18 protein-coding genes are annotated in these 19,732 nt (G+C 41.6%); 2 read left to right on the top strand and 16 right to left on the bottom strand.

Features of this window, described 5'->3' with window-relative positions; all coding sequences use genetic code 11:
• Positions 1-47 precede the first annotated feature (47 nt).
• Positions 48-2,177 carry a phosphate acetyltransferase gene (pta, locus tag ACU696_RS10110; RefSeq protein ID WP_181937056.1) on the top strand — a complete coding sequence of 710 codons (2,130 nt, stop codon included), beginning with the start codon at positions 48-50 and terminating at the stop codon, positions 2,175-2,177.
• Positions 2,178-2,278: 101 nt separating this feature from the next.
• On the opposite strand, the gene ACU696_RS10105 is transcribed toward pta, so the two are convergent.
• From ACU696_RS10105 to yfcD, 5 genes are all read right to left on the bottom strand, one after another.
• On the bottom strand, positions 2,279-3,637 hold the full coding sequence (locus ACU696_RS10105; protein WP_109911548.1) for a hypothetical protein: 1,359 nt from the start codon (positions 3,635-3,637) through the stop codon (positions 2,279-2,281).
• 278 nt (positions 3,638-3,915) lie between these two features.
• Entirely contained in the window at positions 3,916-5,358 is a 1,443-nt protein-coding gene (locus ACU696_RS10100; RefSeq protein WP_109911547.1) for a sodium:solute symporter family protein, read from the bottom strand.
• Entirely contained in the window at positions 5,355-5,552 is a 198-nt protein-coding gene (locus ACU696_RS10095; protein ID WP_164528666.1) for a DUF3311 domain-containing protein, read from the bottom strand. The genes ACU696_RS10100 and ACU696_RS10095 overlap by 4 nt, the downstream gene beginning before the upstream one ends.
• 10 nt (positions 5,553-5,562) lie before the next feature.
• Positions 5,563-6,807, bottom strand: a complete 1,245-nt coding sequence (locus ACU696_RS10090; RefSeq protein WP_109911546.1) for a M24 family metallopeptidase — start codon at positions 6,805-6,807, stop codon at positions 5,563-5,565.
• A gap of 238 nt (positions 6,808-7,045) precedes the next feature.
• Positions 7,046-7,588, bottom strand: a complete 543-nt coding sequence (gene yfcD, locus ACU696_RS10085) for an NUDIX hydrolase YfcD (RefSeq protein ID WP_004912292.1) — start codon at positions 7,586-7,588, stop codon at positions 7,046-7,048.
• A 399-nt stretch (positions 7,589-7,987) separates the two neighbouring features.
• On the opposite strand from yfcD, the gene ACU696_RS10080 reads away from it, so the two are divergent.
• Positions 7,988-8,899 (top strand): TIGR01777 family oxidoreductase, encoded by a 912-nt coding sequence (locus tag ACU696_RS10080; protein ID WP_196723700.1) that lies wholly within the window; start codon positions 7,988-7,990, stop codon positions 8,897-8,899.
• 3 nt (positions 8,900-8,902) lie between these two features.
• Here ACU696_RS10080 and ACU696_RS10075 read toward each other — a convergent pair whose 3' ends face one another.
• The 11 genes from ACU696_RS10075 to pdxB form a co-directional block, all read right to left on the bottom strand.
• Positions 8,903-9,475: a UbiX family flavin prenyltransferase gene (locus ACU696_RS10075; protein ID WP_004912293.1), complete on the bottom strand. Its 573-nt coding sequence runs from the start codon at positions 9,473-9,475 to the stop codon at positions 8,903-8,905.
• A 104-nt stretch (positions 9,476-9,579) separates the two neighbouring features.
• Entirely contained in the window at positions 9,580-10,404 is an 825-nt protein-coding gene (locus ACU696_RS10070) for a YwqG family protein (protein WP_004912295.1), read from the bottom strand.
• Between the two features lie 292 nt (positions 10,405-10,696).
• The gene (gene purF, locus ACU696_RS10065) at positions 10,697-12,214 is read right to left on the bottom strand and encodes an amidophosphoribosyltransferase (RefSeq protein WP_004912298.1); all 1,518 of its coding nucleotides are present in this window, start codon (positions 12,212-12,214) and stop codon (positions 10,697-10,699) included.
• Between the two features lie 14 nt (positions 12,215-12,228).
• The gene (gene cvpA, locus ACU696_RS10060) at positions 12,229-12,732 is read right to left on the bottom strand and encodes a colicin V production protein (protein ID WP_004912301.1); all 504 of its coding nucleotides are present in this window, start codon (positions 12,730-12,732) and stop codon (positions 12,229-12,231) included.
• 179 nt (positions 12,733-12,911) lie between these two features.
• The gene (gene dedD / locus ACU696_RS10055) at positions 12,912-13,553 is read right to left on the bottom strand and encodes a cell division protein DedD (protein ID WP_117162391.1); all 642 of its coding nucleotides are present in this window, start codon (positions 13,551-13,553) and stop codon (positions 12,912-12,914) included.
• Positions 13,554-13,558: 5 nt separating this feature from the next.
• A complete protein-coding gene (gene folC / locus ACU696_RS10050; RefSeq protein WP_196719433.1) occupies positions 13,559-14,848 on the bottom strand; it encodes a bifunctional tetrahydrofolate synthase/dihydrofolate synthase in 1,290 nt (429 codons plus the stop codon).
• Positions 14,838-15,809 carry an acetyl-CoA carboxylase, carboxyltransferase subunit beta gene (gene accD, locus ACU696_RS10045; protein ID WP_004912308.1) on the bottom strand — a complete coding sequence of 324 codons (972 nt, stop codon included), beginning with the start codon at positions 15,807-15,809 and terminating at the stop codon, positions 14,838-14,840. Before accD ends, folC begins: the two co-directional genes overlap by 11 nt.
• Positions 15,810-15,913: 104 nt before the next feature.
• On the bottom strand, positions 15,914-16,600 hold the full coding sequence (locus ACU696_RS10040) for a DedA family protein (protein ID WP_042851864.1): 687 nt from the start codon (positions 16,598-16,600) through the stop codon (positions 15,914-15,916).
• A gap of 65 nt (positions 16,601-16,665) precedes the next feature.
• A complete protein-coding gene (truA, locus tag ACU696_RS10035) occupies positions 16,666-17,481 on the bottom strand; it encodes a tRNA pseudouridine(38-40) synthase TruA (RefSeq protein WP_109911543.1) in 816 nt (271 codons plus the stop codon).
• Entirely contained in the window at positions 17,481-18,491 is a 1,011-nt protein-coding gene (locus tag ACU696_RS10030) for an aspartate-semialdehyde dehydrogenase (protein ID WP_004912316.1), read from the bottom strand. Before ACU696_RS10030 ends, truA begins: the two co-directional genes overlap by 1 nt.
• A 74-nt stretch (positions 18,492-18,565) precedes the next feature.
• Entirely contained in the window at positions 18,566-19,702 is a 1,137-nt protein-coding gene (pdxB, locus tag ACU696_RS10025) for a 4-phosphoerythronate dehydrogenase PdxB (protein ID WP_198634777.1), read from the bottom strand.
• Positions 19,703-19,732 lie beyond the last annotated feature (30 nt).

Here is a 19,732-nt window from a genome sequence, read left to right as displayed (position 1 = left end):
GTCATTAGAGTAACCGAAAGAAAGAGGTTCCCGTGTCCCGTACAATTATGTTAATACCTACTGGCACCAGCGTTGGCTTAACTAGCGTTAGCCTAGGTGTCGTTCGCTCAATGGAACAAAAAGGTGTTCAATTAAGCGTTTTCAAACCTATCGCACAGCCACGCGTCTCTGGCAATAAAGACCAAACCACTGAAGTCCTGCGTTCTCATTCAAGTATTACCACCATTGTTGAACCACTGACAATGGAATACGTTGAATCGCTACTGACCTCTTCTAAAAAAGATGTGTTAATGGAAGAAATCGTAGCTCGCTATCATGACCACACAAAAAATGCGGAAGTAATTTTAATTGAAGGTTTAGTGCCAACGCGTAAACACTCATTTGCTCAATCATTAAACTATGAAATTGCCAAAACATTAGGTGCAGAAATTGTTTTCGTCACTGCACCAGGCAACAGCTCTATCCCACAAATGCAAGAGCGTTTAGAGTTAGTACGTAACGAATTTGGTGGCCAACGTAATAAAAATATTATTGGTGTGATCATCAACAAGGTGAATGCACCCGTTGATGAACAAGGTCGTACTCGCCCTGACCTATCTGAAATTTTTGACGATTCAACTAAGGCGACTGTAGCTAACCTTGATACTAAGCAACTTTCCGCGCTGAATCTGCCTGTACTGGCATCGATTCCATGGAACTTCGATTTAATTGCCACCCGTGCAATTGACATGGCAAAACACTTAGGTGCAGAGATTGTTAATGAAGGCGAAATCAAAACTCGTCGCGTTAAATCTGTGACTTTCTGCGCACGTAGCATCCCGCACATGCTTGAACACTTCCGTCCAGGCTCATTATTAGTGACCTCAGCGGATCGTCCTGATGTATTAGTTTCTGCATCACTGGCGGCAATGAACGGAGTTGAAATCGGTGCAGTTCTACTAACTGGTGGCTATAACATCGATGCGCCTATTCGCCAACTTTGTGAACAAGCCTTCGAAACTGGCTTGCCTGTTTTCATGGTGAAAAGCAATACATGGCAAACATCGCTGAATTTACAAAGCTTTAGCTTAGAAGTTCCAGCGGATGACCATGAGCGTATTGAAAAAATTCAAAACTATGTCGCTCGTCATATTAGTAGCGACTGGATTGAATCATTGGTTGCAGACTCTGAACGCCCTAACCGCTTATCACCTCCTGCATTCCGTTATCAGTTAACAGAGTTAGCTCGTAAAGCGGGCAAGCGTATTGTTCTTCCTGAAGGCGATGAACCACGCACAGTTAAAGCTGCATCTATCTGTGCAGAGCGCGGCATTGCAACTTGCGTACTGTTAGGTAACCCAGAAGATATTCGTCGTGTTGCTTCCGCACAAGGTATTGAACTCGGTACCGGCATTGAAATTGTTGACCCAGTTAAAGTACGCGAAGAATACGTTGCTCGCCTTGTTGAATTACGTAAGAGCAAAGGAATGACAGAGGTTGTTGCTCGTGAGCAGTTAGAAGATAACGTCGTATTAGGGACATTAATGCTGGAAAAAGGCGAAGTTGATGGCCTAGTTTCTGGTGCTGTTCATACGACAGCAAATACCATCCGTCCACCGCTGCAATTAATTAAAACAGCGCCGGGCAGCTCATTAGTTTCTTCCGTCTTCTTTATGCTATTACCTGAACAAGTATTTGTTTATGGTGACTGTGCTATCAATCCAGACCCAACTGCAGAGCAATTATCAGAAATCGCTATCCAATCTGCTGATTCTGCAAAAGCATTCGGTATTGACCCACGCGTTGCGATGATTTCTTACTCTACAGGTGATTCAGGTGCTGGTAGTGATGTTGAGAAAGTGCGTGAAGCAACCCGTTTAGCGCAAGAAAAACGCCCAGATCTGATGATTGATGGCCCATTACAGTACGATGCCGCGGTAATGGCTGATGTGGCTAAATCCAAAGCGCCTAATTCGCCAGTTGCAGGTAAAGCGACCGTATTTATCTTCCCAGACTTAAATACTGGTAACACCACGTATAAAGCCGTACAACGTTCTGCTGACCTTGTCTCCATCGGTCCAATGTTGCAAGGTATGCGTAAACCAGTCAATGACTTGTCTCGTGGTGCGTTAGTTGATGACATCGTTTATACCGTTGCGTTAACCGCTATCCAAGCAGTACAAAACGAAAACGCTTAACTAAAATTTCATTTATCTTTTATAAGTAAAAAATGCCAACCAGTTCAAACTGATTGGCATTTTTTTTATGATGATAAAGACTGAATTACCACTTAAAAATATTATCCTATTTGTCGAAGGTGCAAGTCATAGATGTACTCATTCACCTTTGCCTGCTCAAGATAAACTACCTGTATTTGCAATGGAAGTTCAATACCCGGGTCGATAGTATGTCCACTCGTATTACCTAAAATAACATTTCCACCCACTTCTTCCTTCGTCAACCAGTTTTTTTGGCTTTCATACCAGTTTTCAGAAACTTTAGCGCCAGCTGGTAATTGGAATGTGAGTTGCCATTTATTAACGCGTGTATTTTGTGATTTTAATGTCAACATGTAGCTGTAAAGATAACCACCTTCCCCAGCCCAACTAGCTTGATACTGTTGTAAAACTTCTAATTCTCTTTCTGCTGTCACCGTAATCGCAGAAATTGCATTATTATTACCTTCATTTTCATAGCCTTTCGGTAGTGTCAGGCTACAGGCTAATTGCGTATCACCTACTGTCGTTAAGCTTGCATTTAATGGAATATTAACAACCTTTGAACTATTTCGGTCTATATCAACCGTTGAGCCAAATTCACCCACTATAACAAGAGAGCTATTCCCTGAATTCGCATTTATAATCGCACTACGAACCAATGTATCACTGTTATTCGTGATCTTAAGTGGGACTGACTTTGACTCTCCGGTTAATAACGTAACTTGTGTATCTATCGTTAAATTTAATTCAACCCTAGCTTTTACCTCGACTTTTACATCATAAGTATTACTTCCCTGATTAATAACACCAATCGGAGTGTGGATCCGAACACTTAATAGTGTTTCACCCGTATTCTTCCCTTCAAGAGATACAGGGATTGTGGTGATCATATTTGAGTGAAGATCAATTAATTCAGGGTATGAAATGACATTGGCTACATCACTATTTTTTGTGGTTATCTCTAATGTGACACCATAAACAGCAACATTGCCTTTATTAACTATATCAATTTCAATATTATTAACTTTACCTAATGTACTTTGGAGAGGGCTTTCAGAAGATATTTCTAAAGTAACTAACTCAACGGGGGCAGCAACAACAGAACGTGTTAGATCATTCCAACCTAAACCAACCAGTGACGCGATTGAAGACAATGCAGGGACTCGTAATATTTCACCATCAAGATTAAGACCTGCGACAAGCGTAGCTGCTTTAGACATATTGTTGACAACACAGGAAACGCCATCATGATGCCCCACATCAAATCCATATGATTCAAGTTCCTTCTGATCAAGTTGAATATCTGGAGATATTAAAAGAATATCGCCAATTTCTGAATTGTTATAATCAATATTTGTATAGAGTGCTAATTTATTAGGTGGGCATTTATCTTTTCCTTTCTGATTTTTCAATAATTCAACTGACTCATTTTTTTTCATAATAAGAATCCTTCATATCAAATAATATTTAAGCGTGTAAAAACTTAAGAAATCCACCTTTTAAAACAGTAAGAAATTAGCCTAAAGGAAGATTCATATAAGTAGCTTAAATTACTATAAGGTTAAATTTATTGCTGACAAGATAAATAAGATAATAATATTCATCAATTGATTGTTAATTATTAAATGAATTTAAATTCAAACTAATCAAATAAAAAAATACACCCTGCGATATAATCACAAGGTGCAATATTAATAAAAAATTAAAATATCACTTGTTACTTTGTTTTGCTAAATAATGAAATTATTACCGCCACAATAATATTCAGAATAAATGCAGCAATACCGATATTCATGAAACTTAAACTTTCCCCTAACCAAGGGAACAATTGCGCTAAAGAAATTTTCTCGATATAGGTTACCGCGAGAAATAAAACCCCCGCGGAAATCCCACAAATAGCGCCCGCAGGGGTCATTGGATTTTTCTGTTTAAAACTCATCAACAAAGCTGGGAAAAACTGCGCAACAATATTGACCCCGAGTAACATAATAGCCACCAAGGTATCGTTACTGTGGAAAATAAAATACAAGCTGACTAACGCAACGACAGGCACCATAAAGCGTGCATAAACACCAGACTGGCGTTTTTCTTCACTCACCCCCATCGCTTTTTGTACAACTCCCGCTAACATATTAGAGGTGGTTAGTAGCAACATTGAACCAGGGACGAGTGCCGTTAACATTCCAGCAGCACCAATAAAACCGACCACAATAGGTGAGAAGGTGCTTTTAGATATCTCAAACAACGATAAATCCACAGCTGAACCTTCAAGATGCGGAATTTGTAATATAGACGCATAACCCACAAAAAATGCAAATAACATAATTAAGCTATAGGCAGGAATTAAAATACTATTGCGTTTTAAGGATTTTTCATCTTTAGCCGTAAATACCGCAGCCATATAATGTGGCCAACAGAAATAGGCAACCACAGATAAGAATATTGTGGAAATATACCAAGGGATATTTAGACCCGTTTCGGAGAATGTTAAAAAGCTTGGCATCGCCGTATCTATCGCTTTAAACATCTCCCCAAAGCTACCGTAATAATGAAGTGGGATATAAATACCAATAAATACGACCACAATTAAAATCATTAAATCTTTCAGTGCTGATGTCCAAGCTGACCCATGAATACCGGAGATCATCACAAACAACGTCACTGCAATAATTCCAATCCATATGGCAATATCTGCAGGAATTGCGCCATAAGACGCTTGTGAAACAATAATGCCTAATCCTTTAAGCTGCAAAACAAATAAAGGCACCATCGCAGCAATAGAAATCAAGCTAATTAATAACCCTAACCCCGGGCTTTGGTATTTCTTGGTAAATAACTCAGAAATCGTTCTGACATCATTATCTTTTGCAAAGCGCCATACTCTTGGGTGTACCCAGTATAAAAAGATCCCCATAAAAGCATTGACCGCTAAGGTATATAAAATTGCAGGTCCTTTACCGTAAGCCCAGCCGCTTCCACCAAGAAAAGTAAACGTGGTATATATTTCCCCTGCACTTAGAAGGAAAACTAGCAATGCACCATAGCTGCGCCCACCGACAGACCACCCTTCGTGATCCATCGTTTTGCCCTTTTTAGCACGGATAGCAAGATAAATGCTAAATAGGAAAAAAATTGTAATAATAATTAATGCGGAACTCATGATGTTTCCTTCGTATTTTTATTATCTAATACATTGATTAATAACATAACTAAGGCTGTAACAATCACCCATGAGACAATCCAGAACATTAAAAATGGCAAGCCCATAACAAAAGGCTCTACTTGATTGGCATAATAGATACCTATGGTTAATGCGAGGATTGGAAAAATAACTAAATAATGATACCACTTCATATACCACCCCTTATTCCACTGGCCCGAAAGAAATTAATTCACGAGGCAAATGACTTAACATTTCTACTCCGTCTTCAGTAATAAGCAGCATATCTTCAATCATAATGCCACCAACACCAATCCCGTAATACGGCGTTTCTAAACTCATCACCATCCCAGCTCTAAATATTTCTGTCGTCGCAGCGCTCACAAAAGGAGCTTCTTCTAACCCAACGAACACCCCATCACCATGGCCTAGGTGCCCACGATTATAATGAGGCAAACCTGAAGAACGAATGAGAGCCATTGTTTCATTAAAAACATCACTTAATGCAACGCCAGGTGCAACTCGGCTTAACATATATTGATGACCTTTTAAGATAGTTTGATAAATATCAGCGACTTTTTCATTCGGTTGACCAACCACAAATGTCCTTGCAATATCTGCACCGTAACCAGCCACATCAACACCACAATCAAATTTAATTAAGTCACCTTCTTTTGCTGGTTGATCATCTGGGATCATTTTGGGTGAAAAATTACTGCCCACTGAAATTAAATTGAAGCGACTATAGTTCGTTTCAGGGAATTCCATCACTTTAGCTTTAAAAGCAGCGGTTAATTCCGCTGAAGTACAGCCAACCCTGATTAATTTACTCGCAGCAGCGATACCGGCTTCTGTAATTTGTGCGGATTTTCTGAGATGAGCAATTTCCCACGCACTTTTAATCATGCGTAATTCATTAAATAACGGCGAAGAATCAACCAAATTTAAACCAGGAATAACCTTATCCAACCATACCTTACCGGTATGTGTAATTTGGTTTAATTCAATCGCAACCGGTTTTCCATAAACCCCCGCTTCAGACAACGCTTCTTTGAGTAAATTGAAAATTGTTTCTATTGGGCTATTAATTGGCCTTGGTTTTACCACTTTGCCATTTTCCGGGTTGTAAGGGTCGTCTACATCCACCCAAATTGGAAATGTTTTAATCTTTGCATTAGGCATTTGAAGTGACAAGTTTGCTGCTTCAAATTCATTCATAATAACCAATGATTCTATGGAAGGATCGCGAAAAATAACCGCAATCGCAGAGCCTGTTTGCCTGAAAGTATACATAAAGAAGCTCGCAAAACCGGTTAGGTGATAGAAGTTATCACCCACGGTTGCGATTAATGCTTCAATTCCTTCACGCTCCATAATCTCGCGAGCTTTATTGGTTACGTTCTCAAGGTGTTGTTGTTTCAAAAAAGTATTCTGTTTATCAATTGTCATTTTTATTCTCTCGAAGCGTTATATATACATCAAGCAGTGCATCATATCGCAAACGATAAATGTTAAGTTCTGTCACATTATATCTAGTGTGGAAATGAATACATCGTTTAGCATGCAAGTTGGTTATAACTAATCGTTATATATTAGCCAGAAATTAACTTTGCTAGAGATTTGATTTTGGGAGAAAAAAATTAAAGGGCTAAATAAAACAGCCCTTTAATAATTTAAATCTGATCGGTTATGAATTTTCAGCACAAGTGATGGTTTTTTCTAACTCATTATTGCGAGTTAACCATAAGGAAAGTGCTTTGAGTGAATCTGGCGTAAATTCATCACAGCGCGCGCTGATCTCTTTAGGGGTCAACCAACTGACTTCAACAACTTCAGATTCTTGTAAAGCAAATGGACCATGACTCACACAGCTAAACAACCCACCCCATACACGACAATGCGCATCTTCAAAATAAAAATGGCCATGTTCCGCAAAAGGAACGCCTGCAATACCCAGCTCTTCTTCAGCTTCGCGCTTTGCAGAATCAAGGATGTTTTCCCCTTTTGTCACGACTCCACCTGCTGTTGCGTCGAGGAAACCGGGGTGAAAATCTTTAATATCAGTGCGTCGTTGAACCAATATTTTGCCCATTCCGTCATGAACAACAATGTAAGTTGCACGGTGGCGTAGGTTTTCTGCCCGCATTTGGCTACGTGTTGCCTGAGCAATCACCGTATTGTCTTCATCAACAATATCGACCCATTCAACGACTTCGGTTGGTTGTTCCATCCTGTAAACCTTTTATTTTTAAGCTAAAAATGCTTATATCATTAGACTGATTATTATTGTATGCCAGACAATACCAATCCGCATTGATCCGCACCTATGGAGATGATCCTAGCTGAATTTGTGATTAGTTGCCATCATAAAAAGCACTTCTTTATTGCAATGATAATGAAGCCAGGTTTCTTTATGATACTCCAAGCAAATCATACAAATTGTATTCACAAATGCTATAGTTAAATCATAATGCTGTAGTTTGTTACTGATCTCAGGGATATCCCCTAAATAGTTCAAATTGCAGCTAGGCGCTAAGAGATGGCATCTTTAGGAGCATACACAAGTATGTGACTAAGGTGATAGAACGCAAGCAACAACGCTGCGGTTTGAAATATGACGGGGATGGCGATGAAAATACTCATAACAGGCGGCACCGGGCTAATCGGAACACCACTTATCCAAAAACTGATTTCTCTTGGGCATCAGGTTACTGTGTTAAGCCGTTCTCCGCAAAAAGTTTATAGCCATTTTTGTAAGGCTGTTGAGTGCTGGACGTCTCTTAATGAGCAAACTCACCTGAATGACTTTGATGCTGTTATTAATCTTGCTGGCGAACCGATCGCTGATAAGCGCTGGACCGAAGAACAAAAAAAGTTATTGTGTGATAGTCGTTGGAAATTGACACAAAAGCTAAGCGAATTAATCCTCGCCAGTGAAACGCCACCACAGGTATTTTTATCGGGTTCTGCTGTTGGTTATTATGGTAACCAAGGCCAGTCAGTCGTAACTGAAGACGAACAACCCCACGATGAATTTACTCACCAACTCACACAGCATTGGGAAGCATTAGCCGTTAATGCACAATCGGAAAAAACTCGCGTTTGTTTACTACGCACTGGCCTAGTGCTATCGGCGAATGGCGGTTTACTGGCTAAAATTCTCCCCATTTTCAAAATGGGAGCGGGAGGTCCAATAGGTGACGGAAAACAATACATGCCATGGATACATATCAACGATATGGTTCGGGCAATTTGTTTTCTATTGAATAGCCCTACTCTTTCTGGGCCCTTTAATATGACCTCACCTTATCCAGTCCATAACGACTTATTTTCTGCCACGTTAGGTGATGTTCTCAATCGCCCTTCATTTGTGCGAACACCCGCTTTTGTGATTAAGGCCATCATGGGGGAATCTGCAGCGTTGGTATTGGGTGGTCAACAGGCAATTCCCAAAAGGTTGGAAGAAGCAGGATTCCAGTTTGAACATATAGAATTAAAAGAAGCACTTACTGACTTGCTTATTCCACATACAGATGAATAAGGGTTATTTCACCCCTTGCCAGCGGTGAAATAGATCTTGTTCCAGTTCGATATCAAACTGATCAAGGATGCGATTCACCGTTTGGTCTACAATATCTTGGATTGTTTCAGGTTGGTGATAAAACGCTGGCATCGGAGGCATGATCACGGCTCCCATCTCTGCCGCTTGTACCATTAAACGCAAATGGCCAACATGCAAAGGCGTTTCACGCACACCCAGCACTAGCTTTTTGCCTTCTTTGAGGACCACATCGGCAGCTCTTGTGACTAATGTATCCGTGTAGCTATGAACAATGCCAGACAGTGTCTTCATGGTGCAGGGCATGATCACCATTCCAGCAGTGCGAAACGAACCTGAAGAAATTGCAGCGGCGATATCGCGACTATCATAGTTATGGTCAGCTAACTGCTGAACCTCTTTTACACTGTAGTCAGTTTCTAATGCTAATGTTTGGCGGGCAGCTGCACTCATCACCAAATGGGTTTCTACCTCTTTGACAGGCTTCAACACTTCAAGCAAACGGACGCCATAAATAGCCCCACTCGCCCCTGTTAACCCAATGATCAGTTTTTTCATTTCGCTGCCCTATTCACGATAACTCAGCGCATTATATACAATATTCACTAAAATTGCAGATACCAACAATGCTGCAATCCTACCTATAACGAAAATTTAAGCCATCAGCCACAATCCCAATTATACACGACTCGACTAAAATCTCTTTTCTTCAGGTCATCGGGGTGAATAAAGAAATTACCCACTCCCATATCTCCCCACATAATCCCTATTTCATAATCGGTATTTATTTGGAGAAGTAATTCATATTGTTGAATATCTTTTTCGTATTCTCTTGGGTCCGTTTGAGTGAAGAACGGATAACCGCCTATGCAATGTGCCCCTGATTCAAAAGTATCACTGTAAGGCTCAACCCATTCGTCGTAAAAGTCTTCACCGTCAAATTGGTCCTCATAATCATAGAGGTTATCAACCCCTAATATTTTCTGACCAAATTGGAAATCATCGATGCTGATGAACTGTTCCGCAGGCGTATATTCAATACTGTATTGGTGATCTATAGGGGTATAGTAATCATCGGAATGAGCCGCAATCACGGCAGAAAAATCTTGAGTTAATTGGCTGGCATCTTCAATAATATCTTCCCAATAAATAATGCGGAAATCTTCCTGTTTTTGCCTTTGTTCAAAGTCAGCTCCATATAAGTCATCACCACCAATAAAAAACTGTAAAATACCCTTTTCAGGGTAATTTTCTAATTTAGGCATTTGTGCAAAGTTAATTTGGGCAAGTAACTTGAGCGGCGTTCCTGCGCTATTCGTCGGATACTTTTCATTTATTGGCAAATACGGCATTCCCCCGACACGACTATCCCATAAAATATAGTCTTCAACTGGGGTTAACGTCATTTCAACAAGGGATTTTTTAGTGGATTTGATTTTATCTACAAAAGGTTTAATCACATCAGGAAGGGAGTTGAAATCAGCCATATATCGCTCCAAATAGGCAGTTAATGTCCCTCTAGCTTACTCGATTTTTACGTATTTTAAATCAGATATAACTGTAACTTAGGCCTTCATTTGACGTCATAGTTTTCTTGATATTTTAGGCTACAGATTAAAGATGGGAAAAATCAGAATCACTGTGGATTTTCTATATAGTTAGGGTTACAGCTAGGCGGCTAGCAAAGAGACCCTAGGAGCGTAGAAAACTACGTGACTAGGGCGAATTTGTGAAGCCAACAACGCTGTAGCCCAAACTATGACGAAAATTGACGAAAATTTAGCCTTCGTTATAAATCTCTAGGTCTTCAACCTCACTCTGATCCTTCAATTTTAACTCATCGTCTTTTCGTAAGTTTTCTAGGTAGTCTAAATAACTTTGGTCGATATCTTTGGTCACATATATGCCATCAAATACGGAGCACTCAAATTCGGTGATTTCAGGGTTTTCTTCACGGACGGCAGCGACTAAATCGGTTAAATCTTGGAAAATTAGCCCGTCTGCACCGATAAGTTTGCGAATTTCATCCACTTCGCGACCGTGTGCTATTAACTCATTTGCATTTGGCATATCAATGCCATATACGTTCGGAAAACGCACTTCCGGTGCCGCTGAAGCAAAGTAAACATTTTTTGCTCCCGCTTCCCGCGCGAGTTCAACGATTTGCTCAGATGTTGTGCCGCGAACAATGGAGTCATCAATGAGTAAAACGTTTTTATCACGAAACTCTGCACGGTTCGCATTGAGCTTACGACGGACTGATTTGCGACGCTCTTGTTGACCCGGCATGATAAACGTACGACCAACATAACGATTTTTCACAAAACCTTGGCGGTAAGGTTTATCCAGAATATGTGCGATTTCTAGTGCGATATCACACGATGTTTCTGGAATAGGAATTACCACATCGATGTTTAAATCTTCCCATTCTCGAGCAATTTTGGCGCCCAATTTTTGCCCCATGCGTAATCTTGCGTTATACACAGACACTTTATCAATAAAGGAGTCTTGGCGAGCAAAATATACATATTCAAAGATACATGGGGTCAATTGCGGGTTATCAGAACATTGGCGTGTAAATAATTGCCCTTTTTCTGTCACATAGACCGCTTCACCTGGAGCAACATCGCGTAAAAATTCGAACCCTAAAGTATCAAGCGCAACACTTTCTGAAGCGACCATATATTCATGCTCACCGCTTTCAGTAATGCGGCGCCCTAGTACTAATGGGCGAATACCATGAGGGTCACGGAAAGCTAACATTCCATGACCGATAATTAGTGCCACACAAGCATATGCGCCACGTAGTTTTTTGTGCATGGCTGACACCGCACTGAAAACATTGTCTGGCTCAAGAGGGAAATGATCAAACCTATCAAGCTCATGCGCTAATACGTTCAGTAATATCTCAGAATCAGAAGTAGTATTCACATGGCGACGCGCTGTTTCAAATAAACTCCGAGTGAGCTCATGAGCGTTTGTCAGATTACCATTATGTGCAAGTGTAATACCAAAAGGTGAGTTTACGTAGAAAGGCTGCGCCTCAGAAGCGCTCGAGCTACCGGCTGTTGGATAACGGACATGCCCTAACCCCATGCAGCCTTGTAATCTCAACATATGACGTGTTTCAAACACATCTTTAACAAGACCATTTGCTTTGCGTAAACGAATGTTGTTTTTGCCATCAATCGTGGCAATACCTGCTGCATCTTGCCCACGATGCTGAAGCACCGTGAGAGCATCATAAATTGATTGGTTTACCGGTGTAACACCGGCGATACCGACAATACCGCACATTTAGTCTTTCCTCATCAGCCAGACGGAGAAATGTTCTCCGGTAGGAAACTTGACGCATTTTGCAGGTAGTCAAAAAACCACCTGATTATATGACTGAACTGCGGAATAAGTTCCGAACGCTGCCAATCCTCACTTTGAGGTAATGGTGTAAATGTGTCGAGAAAAAACAGTAATGCCGAAACTATTAACACACCACGCAGCGCACCGAAGCAGATCCCCAGAACTCGATCTGTACCTGATAACCCGGTTTTTTGTACTAACGAGCTAATCACATAGTTCACCACCGCGCCAACAATTAATGTGGCAATAAACAGTGCAGCGATAGCAATGCCATTTCTAACCAGCACATCCTCAAAACGAGTAAAGTAGCCCGCTAAGTAAGGATAAAACGTACTCGCAACAAAAAAAGCACAGCCCCATGTAACCAGAGAGAGCGCCTCTCGTACAAAACCACGGATCAAGCTAACTAGTGCCGAGAAGCCAATAATGGCGATAATTGTGTAATCTATCCAGACCATATTTCATTCCAAAATTCGCACTCACGACATCAGCGAAGTGCATTCTAACAGAAAACGAAAACGTTTGCGTAACCATTTTTCTATCAAATTTAAAAAAATAGCGGCGAAAATAAAAAATCATAATCGCCGCAGTAAGTTACTAAATCCCCTTACCTTTTAGGGATTATTTAAATTCTATTTTAAGGTTTATAGCTTTGGATTATCCCTTTCGTCCCCGTAATCTTATTCAGTTCTGGTAAAGCTGCTTCTAGCCTCTGCCTTGAAGCCTCAGGCCCAACGTAGATCCGTGTAAGTTTATTATTCACTGGTTTGGCAGGAACCGTATAAACTTGGTAACCGGACAACCTTAGTTTAGCGACAATCTCTTCAACTTTACTTGCATTGTTCAATGCAATCACTTGCACAACAAACGCTTTGCCCTGTGGTTGAGGCTTAGGTTCTGGCTTAGGCTCGGGTTTTGGTTGTGGTTTCGGCTCAACTTTAGGTTCAGGCTTAGGCTCCGGCTTGACGGGTTCAACTACGCTCGGCGCAGGAGTTGTCGTCGATGGCTGAGTTTCAACCTGCTCATTCTGTTGCTGCGTAATGGCTTCTGACAACATGGCTTCAGAAGCACCTTCTGAAGAAGCGGTGGTAGTCGTACTCACAATAGGCGCTATTGCTTCAATATCTTCTTCATCACCCGGTTTAGGGATAATAGGAATGGCCGCAAATTCATTTTCATTGTATTTCTTATCGCCATCAAGCAGAGCAGGAAGCACAATAACTCCCACTGCAACAAGCACAATGGCGCCAGCAAGTCGATTCTGAAATTTACTAGCCACCGGCACTATCCTTCTTGATTTTCCAATAACATCATGACGTGAGCAACGGTATGAAATGACCCGCACACCACAATCACATCTTGCTCGTTTGCATCGATGCAAGCTTGCTGCCACGCTTTTTCTACGCTGTCAAACTGGTTAGCTGTCGGTAAATGTTGACTCAGTTGAGCCACATCAGCCCCCCTAAACTCAGTTAATGGCGCAAGGTACCAATTGGTGACTTGTTGTGATAAACACTCAAGCGTACCTTTGATGTCTTTATCACCTAGCATCCCGACAACCGCACGAATATGACGACCTTTAGTTTCAGGCAAGGCAGCCAATTTACTAACTAAGTACCCTGCTGCATGAGGGTTATGCGCCACATCCAAGATCATCAACGGTTTTTCACCGACAATTTGGAAGCGCCCCGGTAATTGAGCTGATTTCAAACCTTGATGAATAGTGGACTCAGTCACTTTTTGGGCAAAATCAGCATCAATTTCCAATAAGCAACTCACCACACCTAGCGCTGTTGCTGCGTTCGCTAAAGGCACATTCGGTAACGGTAAATTATGCCATTCACGCTGTGAACTTTGCCATGACCAACTATTTGCTTGCTCACTGTATTGCCAATCCGTCCCACGACGAAATAGCTTCGTACCTAAATGCTCAGCCACTTGACTGATTGAAGCTGGCATATCCGGCTCACCAACCACACCATAATGGCCAGCACGGAAGATACCAGCTTTTTCATAACCAATATGTTCACGGTCTGAACCAAGCCAATCAGTGTGATCAAGTGCGATACTGGTGATTGCGGCTATATCTGCATCAACGACATTTGTCGCGTCTAACCGCCCACCTAAACCGACTTCTAAAATCACAATATCGAGTTTAGCTTGTTTAAATAGCTGTAACGCCGCCAAAGTGCCATATTCAAAATAGGTGAGAGAAATATCTGCTCGCTGAGCTTCAATTATGGCAAATGCCTCGCAGAAATCAGACTCGGGAAGTTCTTGGCCTTGAATACGAACGCGTTCGGTATAACGGATAAGATGCGGTGAACTGTATACCCCAACTTTTAACCCAGACGCCATAAATATGGACTCTAGTGTATGACAAGTTGTCCCTTTCCCGTTGGTTCCCGTCACAGTGATAACTTTGGGAGCAGGCTGCGTTAGGTTCATTTTCCTAGCAACTTGACCGACTCGCTCCAACCCCATATCAATATTTTGGCTATGTAAGTCGGTAAGATAAGAAAGCCAAGCCTCCAATGGAGACTTGGCATTAGGAATGATTAGATTACTCATCATCTTTTTTATGCTTTTCAGAATCCTTTTTTGGCTCTTGGGCATCAAGTTCATCAACGGCATCGATGTCGATTTCAACCGTTTCCGCTACGATGATTGGTGTCTCATTAAAGCTTGGTTTATTGGTTAACATCGCCAATATTTCAGCTAAACGGTCACGCATCTCAGGGCGGCGAACTATCATGTCAATCGCGCCTTTCTCAAGTAAGAATTCACTGCGTTGGAAGCCTTGCGGTAATTTTTCGCGAACAGTTTGCTCGATAACACGTGGCCCTGCGAAACCAATTAACGCTTTCGGCTCTGCCACGTTAATATCACCTAACATTGCTAAACTTGCAGACACCCCACCCATGGTTGGGTCAGTTAATACTGAAATGTAAGGTAAGCCACGCTCTTGCAATTTTGCTAATGCGGCACTGGTTTTAGCCATCTGCATTAATGATAACAGTGCTTCTTGCATACGCGCACCGCCACTTGAAGAGAAACATACCAACGGGCAGTTATCTTCCAAAGCTTGTTCGACAGCACGGACAAAACGTGCACCGACAACTGAAGCCATTGAACCGCCCATAAAGGCGAATTCAAACGCTGCAGCCACTACTGGCATGCCTTTCAACGTGCCTTTCATCACGACGATCGCGTCTTTTTCACCCGTTTCTTTTTGTGCTGCAACAATACGATCTTTATATTTTTTTGAATCTTTGAACTTCAGAATATCTTTAGGCTCAAGTTCGCTGCCTAATTCTGTTGTTGAGTTTTCATCAAGGAAGGTTTCTAAGCGCTGACGGGCGTGAATTCGCATATGGTGGTCACATTTTGGACACACGGATAAATTACGCTCTAATTCAGCACCATATAATACTTGCCCGCAGCTATCGCATTTAGTCCAAACTCCCTCTGGGATGTTGGCTTTGTGTGATTGGGTCAAGTTACCTTTCTTTAAAATTTTTTCAATCCAGCTCATTAATGGACCTTTTTGTCTGATTCACTCTGGTTATCACCAGTATGTAATTTTTTGCCATTAAACCACAATGATATCTCACTGTGGATAAAAACTTGTTAAACCATCTAGTGGTTATCGATTTTTTGCGCTGCCGCACGCTTTTCTTTCGCAGCTATTCGGCGATGACGAATAATTTCAACAACGCCCGGCAAAATTGAAACAAAGATAATCGCGACTATCAGTAATTTCAAATTCTTTTGTACGAACGGTAATTCACCAAAGAAATAACCCGCATAAGTGAATAATAATACCCAAATAAACGCGCCCGTCACATTATAAAAAGCAAAGTGACGATAAGACATTTTACCCATTCCTGCAACGAATGGTGCAAAAGTTCTGACGATCGGCACGAAGCGCGCCAGTATAATCGCTTTACCGCCATGTTTTTCATAAAAAGCATGGGTTTTATCTAAATAAACGCGACGAAAAATCTTCGAGTCCGGATTTTTGAATAATTTTTCACCAAAAATACGCCCAATGGTGTAGTTTACCGCATCACCAATAATCGCCGCCGTAATCATCAACGCGACCATTAAATGAACATTCAGGTCATTGCTGTCTAATGACGAAATCGCGCCAGCAACGAATAATAACGAATCTCCCGGTAAAAATGGTGTGACCACTAACCCTGTTTCACAAAATAGGATCAGAAACAGGATACCATAGACCCACGTACCATAATCTCTGACCAGTTCAGCAAGGTGCACATCGATGTGTAAAATAAAGTCGATAATAAAAGTGATAAATTCCATATAATCCTCATCAATAATAGCATCCATGCTATTTGCAATAATTATGATATAAATAAAAATTCGCTTTACATCAGTTCATCTGCCAGAAAAAGCGGCCCCATCACATTCTGAGGTAGCTCAAACTTCTCTGGGTAATCGACACTCACCAAATACAACCCTTCAGCTCTCGCAGTTGCAGCTGCCTTTGTACGGTCTTTTAATTCAAGAAGATGTGCCATCCAATCAATGCTTTGGTTGCCACAACCAATCTCCAACAGACTTCCGACAATATTTCTCACCATATGGTGAACAAATGCATTGGCTTTGATGTCTACCACCACATAATTACCGTGGCGGCTGACATTCACATGCATCACATTACGCCATGGCGACTTCGACTGACACTGGACTGCTCTGAATGAGGTAAAATCACGTTCACCCAATAGTGCCTGTGCCGCTTCATGCATTCTTTTTTCATCGAGTGGGTAATGAAAGTGCGTTACACCACTCGATAAAATCGCTGGCCGATAACGATGATTAAAAATCACGTAACGATATCGACGCGCTGTTGCACTAAAACGTGCATGAAACTCTTCAGCCACCGGTTTACACCAGCGAACAGCGATATCCGCGGGTAAATGGGTATTCGCCCCCATGGTCCAAGCCGCTTCTTTACGAATGGCAGAGGTTTCGAAATGCACCACTTGCCCCGTAGCATGGACACCAGCATCAGTACGCCCTGCACAAAACACGCTAATTGGCTCCGCGGCAATTTTTGACAAAGCGTCCTCTAAACAGCCTTGAACACTTTTAACTTCTTGCTGACGTTGCCAACCGAAATAACGACTGCCGTTGTATTCAATACCTAATGCGATTCGATACAACTGTGTAGACTCAGACATTAGTAAAACAGCTCCTGAGCCAGTTTTTCTGCTGTTTCTACCGCCATCAATGCGCCACCGAAACGCACGTTATCAGCCACTGACCAAAATTGTAAAATTTCGGGTATACCGTAGTCATTACGTACACAACCAATGCTTAATTGGTCATGACCTGACGCTTCAGTCACTTGGGTAGGATAATCACCCTCTTCTGAGACCTGAATATCTTCAAAACGTTCAAGTTCTTCGTTAGCTTCTTCTGCGCTCATTGGGCGCAACGTTTCTAAATGAACGACTTGCGCATTCCCATAAAAAACAGGGGATTGAATAAAGCTAACGGCCACTGGTAAGCCATCATCTTGCAGTACCTTACGCACTTGCTCAACCAAGCGACGTTCATGAACGACACTGCCTTCCATGTCAGCCAATAATGGCAACATATTAAAGGCTAATTGCTTACTAAAACGGCCTTCTTCCGCAGGGATACCATTTAATAAACGTGCGCTTTGCCCTGCTAGCTCATCGACAGCGGCTTTACCATAACTGGAAACCGACAACATATTGGTTAAAGTAATACGCCCTAACCCTGCCGCGTCCACCAGCGGTTTGATTGCCGTTAATAATTGGCTCACTGAGCTGTCAGCCAATGAAATAATATTACGGTTGCGATAATCAGCGAGTACTTGCGGATTCACATTTGGGACAATCAGTGGCACATCCGGTTCTTGAGCAAATACGCCGCTAGTATCAATGACAATACACCCTTCCTGCGCCGCTAATTCAGCGTATTGTAGGCTTACACCTTCATTAGCTGCAAAAAAGGCAATTTGTGCCTGTGACCAATCAAAATCAGTCACATTTTCAACTTGAATACTTTTACCATTAAAACGTACGCTCTCCCCTGCACTACGCTCACTGGCCAGTAAATACAGTTCGCCGACTGGGAATTCTCTTTCTTGTAACAGTGAAATAATAGCTTCACCTACAGCACCGGTTGCGCCTAATACTGCAATATTCCAACCTTCAGTCATGGCTATTCCTCTAAAAAATAAAAAATTAAATAGCCCCAATTGGCGCTATTTAACAGGTGATCATTTTAACTCATTTATTTTGTGCTAACTAAACTTGCCTTAAAACCAAGTGCATTGAGTTTTGATGCCGTTTGTTCATTATCACAAATCACTTCAAGGGATGACCATTCACGACGTTCTTGATAATTTTTGCGCAGTTTATCAAATTCGCCTGTTACCCCTGCAACCGCTCTTAATGCTGCATCATCTCGGCGCACATCATACACGAGATGCACTAACCTTTTGAGCTGGTTTTGCGTTAATTTACCATTGAAAGTCAATTGATTGATATCAGGCTTAGGCAGTAAGGATGAAAGGGAAATTTGTGACGATTTGCCGAGAAACTGGCAGTAAGCTTCATAAACTTGCGTCGTTCCTCGTGCTTTACCTTCTAGCGTATAACCCGCAATATGCGGAGTACCGATATCCACTAATGCTAAAAGTGCGGTGTCTAAATCTGGTTCTGGCTCCCACACATCTAAGATAACGCTCAGTTTTTTTCCGCGATTAAGTACAGATAATAATGCTTTATTATCAACTACTTCACCTCGACTTGCGTTAATTAAAATGGTGCCATCTCGTAATTTTGCTAAACCCGTTTCATCCATTAAATGGAAAGTTTGATATTCCCCAGACATATTCAGCGGAGTATGGAAGGTTATCACGTCAGCTTGCTTGAGCACATCTTCAAAAGAAACAAATAGCTCGTCGTCCCCTTTGGCTGCACGCGGTGGGTCACAGAGTAATGTTTTGACTCCCCAAGCCGATAACCTAGCCGCTAAACGCCCTCCGACATTACCAACACCAATAATTCCTACTGTTTTATCACGCAAATCAAAGTTGTCGCGTTCCGCTAGCAGTAATAGTGAGGAAAAGACATATTCAACGACCGCTATCGCATTACAACCCGGTGCTGATGAAAAACCAATATTTGCGGTTGATAACCACTCGGTATCAATGTGGTCAAAACCGGCTGTCGCAGTTCCAACAAATTTAACCGGTGTATTACCGAGCAGTGATTCATTAACCTTAGTGATAGAACGTACCATTAATGCATCTGCATCAATTAATTCTTGTTCTGGTATAGGACGCCCCGGTACCGCTTTCACTTCACCAAGCTCACTAAATAAAGTTTGAGCATATGGCATATTCTCATCGACTAAAATTTTCACGCTGTTATCCCAATCAATCACTTGTTTGTT

It is taken from the genome of Providencia sp. PROV_01, from assembly GCF_053098325.1.
Note: the sequence above shows the minus strand (reverse complement) of the source record. Positions and strands in the feature narration are given on the sequence as shown.